The organism is Nocardioides sp., from assembly GCF_031397825.1.
GTDB lineage: Bacteria > Actinomycetota > Actinomycetes > Propionibacteriales > Nocardioidaceae > Nocardioides.
In genome coordinates this window covers 1-4,646 of record NZ_JANNML010000014.1, presented here as the reverse complement: position 1 = coordinate 4,646, position 4,646 = coordinate 1, and the positions used below count along the sequence as shown (strand labels likewise).

Here is a 4,646-nt window from a genome sequence, read left to right as displayed (position 1 = left end):
ACGATGTTTTGTTCGGGGAGGGTGGCGGTGGCCATGTTGCAATTCTCGGGAGTTAAACAAACCATTCAGATTTCAGCGTTATTTCGTAAGATCCATTCGGCGAGTTGCTCTCGAGTCATCTGACCTACGCCACCCGGTCGGGGCTCAGGTCCGGTCCCCGTCGATCACCGGCCTGAGCGGCTCAGAGCGAGAGACCGAGCGCGGCGTCGATGACGGCCAGCATGTGGACCGCCGCGTCGCGGTCGCTGGTGTCGGCCAGCCCGCCGGTGCCGAGGGTCGCCGCCACCCAGGCGTCCACCGCGGCCGTGGCGCGCGGGGCGTCGAGGTCGTGGGCCATGGCGGCCAGGACCTCCTGCACCACCGGGGCCGCCGGCGCACCGGCGCCGAGGGAGAGAGCCTTGCGCCAGGTCGCGATCGTGTCGACCGACTCCCAGAGCTCGGCGTCGGTCCACTCCCAGTCGGAGCGGTAGTGATGACGCAGCAGCGCCAACCGGATGCCCATCGGGTCGACGTCTGAGTTGCGCAGCGCCGAGACGAAGACCAGGTTACCCAGCGACTTCGACATCTTCTCGCCGTCGTAGGCCACCATCCCGGCGTGGGAGTAGACCTGTGCGAACGGGGTGCCCGGCGCCGCCACCTGGGCGTGGCCGGCACACATCTCGTGGTGCGGGAAGACCAGGTCGGACCCGCCGCCCTGCACGTCGAAGTCGCCACCGAGGTGCCGCATCGCGATCGCCGAGCACTCGATGTGCCAGCCCGGGCGGCCGGGACCGTAGGGGCTGTCCCAGCTGGGCTCCCCCTCACGCTCGCCGCGCCACACGACGCAGTCGAGCGGGTCCCGCTTGCCGGGGCGGTCCGGATCTCCGCCGCGCTCGCCGAAGAGGGCGAGCATCGTCTCGCGGTCGAAGCCGGACTCCTGCCCGAACGCCGGGTCCGCGGTGACGGAGTAGTAGACGTCGGTGTCGACGGTGTAGGTCGCGCCGGCCGCCTCCAGCACCTGGATCAGCTCGATCGCCAGCGGGATCGACTCGACCGCACCGATGTAGTGGTCGGGCGGGATCACCCGCAGCGCCGTCATGTCGTGGCGGAACAGCTCGGTCTCGCGCTCGGCGAGCTCCACCCAGCCGACGTTGACCTTGGTGGCGCGCTCGAGGAGCGGGTCGTCGACGTCGGTGACGTTCTGCACGAAGGTGACGTCGTGCCCGGCGTTGCGCCAGGCACGGTTGAGCAGGTCGAAGGCGACGTACGTCGCGGCGTGGCCCATGTGGGTGGCGTCGTAGGGCGTGATGCCGCAGACGTAGAGCCGCGCGACTCCGTCGGGGGTGGTCGTGACGGCGGTGCCGGTGGCCGTGTCGTGGAGAGCCACGGCGGGTCCCGTCACGGTCAGGCTCGGGATCTCCGGGGCACTCCAGGCTCGCATGGGGCGAAGCCTAACCAGACGACTCAGAAGGGGGGCCAGGGGATGGCTGGCCAGTCGCCGCTGGAGGTCGGGAGGGCACCCGCGTCGAGGAGGCGTCGGCACCGGCGGTCGAGGGCGTCGACCTCCAGGTCGGTCAGGTGCTGGGACAGCCGGTCCCCCAGGCCGTTGCTGATGGCCGCGCGCACCCGTCGTACGGTCTCGGCCTCCTCGTCGCTGAGCGGCTCGCCCTGCCAGCCCCACAGGACCGTGCGGAGCTTGTGCTCGTGGTGGAAGGCGATGCCGTGGTCGACGCCGTAGCGGTGGCCGTCGCTCATGGCGAGGACGTGCCCGCCCTTGCGGTCGGCGTTGTTGACCACCACGTCGAAGAGGGCCATCCGGCGCAACGCCGTCGAGTCCTCGTGGATGAGCGACACGGCCACGTCGCGGCCGTCGATCCCGTCGAAGACGTGGCGCCACCCCTCGGGCACCTGCCCCTCCTCGACGAGGGTGACGGCCTCCTGCTCCTCGTCGGGCTCCTTCCACAGCTGCACCATCCCGGGACCGTGCGGACCGTCGCGGAGCCAGGTCAGGGGGACGACGTCGCAGCCGAAGACCTCGGAGACGAGGTAGGCCGACACCTCGCGGCCTGCGAGGTTGCCGTCGGGGAAGTCCCATAGTGGACGCTCGCCGGCGATCGGCTTGTAGACGACCGACACCTCGTCGATCGTGCCGAGGAACGTGGCGTTGGACGCGGGCATGATGCGGCCGTGGAGCTCCAGGTCGCCGTCGAGCGGCAGGTCAGCTGCGCTCACGGCTCGCGACGGCGGAAGCCGTTGGCGCGGACGCACAGGTGGCCGTCGGGGTCTATCGGGTTGCCGCAGAAGGGGCAGCTCGGCCGGCCGGCGTCGAGCACCTGGGCCGCGCGCTGGACGAACGCTCGCGCGTGGCCGGCGTCGATGCGCACCAGGAAGACCTCGTCGGGCTCGGGCTCCTCGAAGTCCTCGTCGACCTGCTCCGGGCTCACGACGGCGGCCTCGGTGAACGGGAAGACCTCGATCACGATCCGCTCGTCGGAGGGGTCCCAGGACAGCGTCATGGTGCCGGCGCGGAACTCCTCCTCGATCGGCTGCTCGAGCGGGTGCGGGTCGTCGAGGCCGAGCGGCGCCACCGCCGGGATCACCGCGGAGACCTCGTCGCTGGCCATCACCTCGTCGAGCAGCTCGTCGATCCGCTCGGCCAGCGCGGCGACCTGCTGCTTCTCCAGCGAGATGCTCGTGATGCGGACTCCGGTGCGCGCCTGCAGGAAGAACGTGCGCGACCCGGGGGGCCCGACGGTGCCGGCGACGAAACGCTCCGGCGGGTCGAAGCCGTGGATGATCGGAGGCATGTCGACCACCCTATGACCGAGCCGATGGGCCGGCGCCACCGCCGACGGCGGCGTCGTCCGCCGCGGTGTCGGCCCCCTTGCGGCGTCGGGTCTTCTTGGCCGGCGGGGGGACCAGCCAGGTGAGATCTCCGGCGTGGGTGTTGGAGGCCATGACGTAGGGCCGCGTGCCGGTGTAGCGGATGATCGAGATCGAGGCCGGGTCGACGTGGATGCGCTGGAAGAGGTCGAGGTGCATGCCGAGCGCGTCGGCCAGGATCGACTTGATGATGTCGCCGTGGCTGACCGCCACCCAGACCGCGGAGGCACCGTGTGCCGCCTCGACGGCCGCGTCATGGCGTCGTACGGCCTCGACGGCGCGGGCCTGCATCGTCGGCAGGGACTCACCACCCGGGAACGCCGCCGCGGACGGCTGCGTCTGGACCACCGACCAGAGCTTCTCCTTCGCGAGCTCGCGCAGCGGCCGGCCCTGCCAGTCGCCGTAGTCGCACTCGATGATCCCGCGCTCGGTGGTGATGGACGGGGCGGCGGAGTGGGCCGCGCTCAGGATCTTGGCCGTCTGGCGGCACCGCTCCAGCGGGCTGCTCACGATCGCGGCCAGGGGCACCGGGGCGATCCGCTCCCCCGCCCGCTCGGCCTGTCCGCGGCCGTGGTCGTCGAGCTTCACCCCCGCCAGGCGGCCGGCGAGCATGCCGCTCGCGTTGGCGCTCGTCCGACCGTGGCGCACGAGGATCACAGTTGCCATGACGGGGACTGTAGTGGGGCTACCGTGAGCCTCGTGATCGTCGACAGCGCCGTCTACTGCCAGGGGGTGCGCGTCGCCGTCGACTGCCACCCCCACGACTACGTCGCGATGCGGGCGCGCGCGAGCGCGAAGGGCGACTTCGTGTGGGTCGGCCTGCACCAGCCCGGACACGACGAGCTCGGCAAGGTGGCGGCGGCCTTCGGGCTGCACCACCTCGCCGTCGAGGACGCCGTCAAGGCCCACCAACGACCCAAGCTCGAGCGCTACGCCGACCACCTCTTCCTGATCATCAAGACGCTCTGGTACGTCGACGAGGAGGACGCGGTCGAGACCGGCGAGATCAGCATGTTCGTCGGCGAGGACTTTGTCGTGACGGTCCGCCACGGCCAGGGCGGGGCGCTCCAGTCGGCCCGCGCCTACCTCGAGGAGCGCGAGCAGGTCCTCACCCATGGCCCGTCCGCGGTCGTCTACGCGGTATGCGACTCGGTCGTGGACGCCTACTCCGAGGTCGTCGACGCACTCGAGGAGGACGTCGACGAGGTGGAGGAGTCGGTCTTCTCGACGGCCCGCACCAACGACTCCGCCCGGATCTACACCCTCAAGCGTGAGATCGCCGAGGTACGCCGTGCGGTGATGCCGCTGCGCGAGCCCATGCGCCGCTTCGCCTCGGGGCTCGTGCCGGGGATGGACGAGGAGGCCTCGCCGTTCTTCCGCGACGTCGCCGACCACCTCACCCGCGCCGCCGAGCTCGTCGACAACCTCGACTCGCTGCTGTCGTCGGCCTTCGAGGCCCATCTGGCCGGCATCTCCGTGCAGCAGAACAACGACATGCGCAAGATCTCGGCCGGCGTCGGCCTGGTCGCCGCGCCCACGTTGATCGCCGCCGTCTACGGCATGAACTTCGACCACATGCCCGAGCTGCACTGGGCCCTCGGCTACCCGTTCGCGCTGTTCCTGATGGCGCTCACGTCGGCCGGGCTCTGGGTGTTCTTCAAGAAGTCCGGGTGGCTCTGAGGGTTCCTGCGGCTGCTCCACGGGGCGCCAGGACATGCGGGTTGGTGGCCCACCCCCCACCCACAAGCCCCCCCCCATCGGGGGTGGTGAAAAACCCACCCCCC

The 4,646-nt window shown here is 70.7% G+C and carries 5 protein-coding genes; 1 reads left to right on the top strand and 4 read right to left on the bottom strand.

From position 1 onward, the window contains the following. Nucleotides 1-181: 181 nt before the first annotated feature. The 4 genes from mshC to RMN98_RS00675 are packed head-to-tail and all read right to left on the bottom strand — an operon-like array spanning nucleotide 182 to nucleotide 3,528. The gene (gene mshC / locus RMN98_RS00690) at nucleotides 182-1,420 is read right to left on the bottom strand and encodes a cysteine--1-D-myo-inosityl 2-amino-2-deoxy-alpha-D-glucopyranoside ligase (protein WP_309646877.1); all 1,239 of its coding nucleotides are present in this window, start codon (nucleotides 1,418-1,420) and stop codon (nucleotides 182-184) included. Between the two features lie 23 nt (nucleotides 1,421-1,443). Beyond that, nucleotides 1,444-2,211 carry an SCO1664 family protein gene (locus RMN98_RS00685; RefSeq protein ID WP_309646876.1) on the bottom strand — a complete coding sequence of 256 codons (768 nt, stop codon included), beginning with the start codon at nucleotides 2,209-2,211 and terminating at the stop codon, nucleotides 1,444-1,446. After that, on the bottom strand, nucleotides 2,208-2,786 hold the full coding sequence (locus RMN98_RS00680) for a DUF3090 domain-containing protein (protein WP_309646875.1): 579 nt from the start codon (nucleotides 2,784-2,786) through the stop codon (nucleotides 2,208-2,210). The genes RMN98_RS00685 and RMN98_RS00680 overlap by 4 nt, the downstream gene beginning before the upstream one ends. 10 nt (nucleotides 2,787-2,796) lie before the next feature. After that, nucleotides 2,797-3,528, bottom strand: a complete 732-nt coding sequence (locus RMN98_RS00675; protein ID WP_309646874.1) for a histidine phosphatase family protein — start codon at nucleotides 3,526-3,528, stop codon at nucleotides 2,797-2,799. 33 nt (nucleotides 3,529-3,561) lie between these two features. Here RMN98_RS00675 and corA point away from each other — a divergent pair, with 33 nt between their 5' ends. Beyond that, nucleotides 3,562-4,542 carry a magnesium/cobalt transporter CorA gene (corA, locus tag RMN98_RS00670; protein ID WP_309646873.1) on the top strand — a complete coding sequence of 327 codons (981 nt, stop codon included), beginning with the start codon at nucleotides 3,562-3,564 and terminating at the stop codon, nucleotides 4,540-4,542. Nucleotides 4,543-4,646: the final 104 nt, after the last annotated feature.

Bases quoted from the DNA above. Each gene is read 5' to 3' on its own strand.
- mshC (WP_309646877.1), bottom strand. From the start codon at position 1,420: ATGCGAGCCTGGAGTGCCCCGGAGATCCCGAGCCTGACCGTGACGGGA.
- RMN98_RS00675 (WP_309646874.1), bottom strand. From the start codon at position 3,528: ATGGCAACTGTGATCCTCGTGCGCCACGGTCGGACGAGCGCCAACGCG.
- RMN98_RS00680 (WP_309646875.1), bottom strand. From the start codon at position 2,786: ATGCCTCCGATCATCCACGGCTTCGACCCGCCGGAGCGTTTCGTCGCC.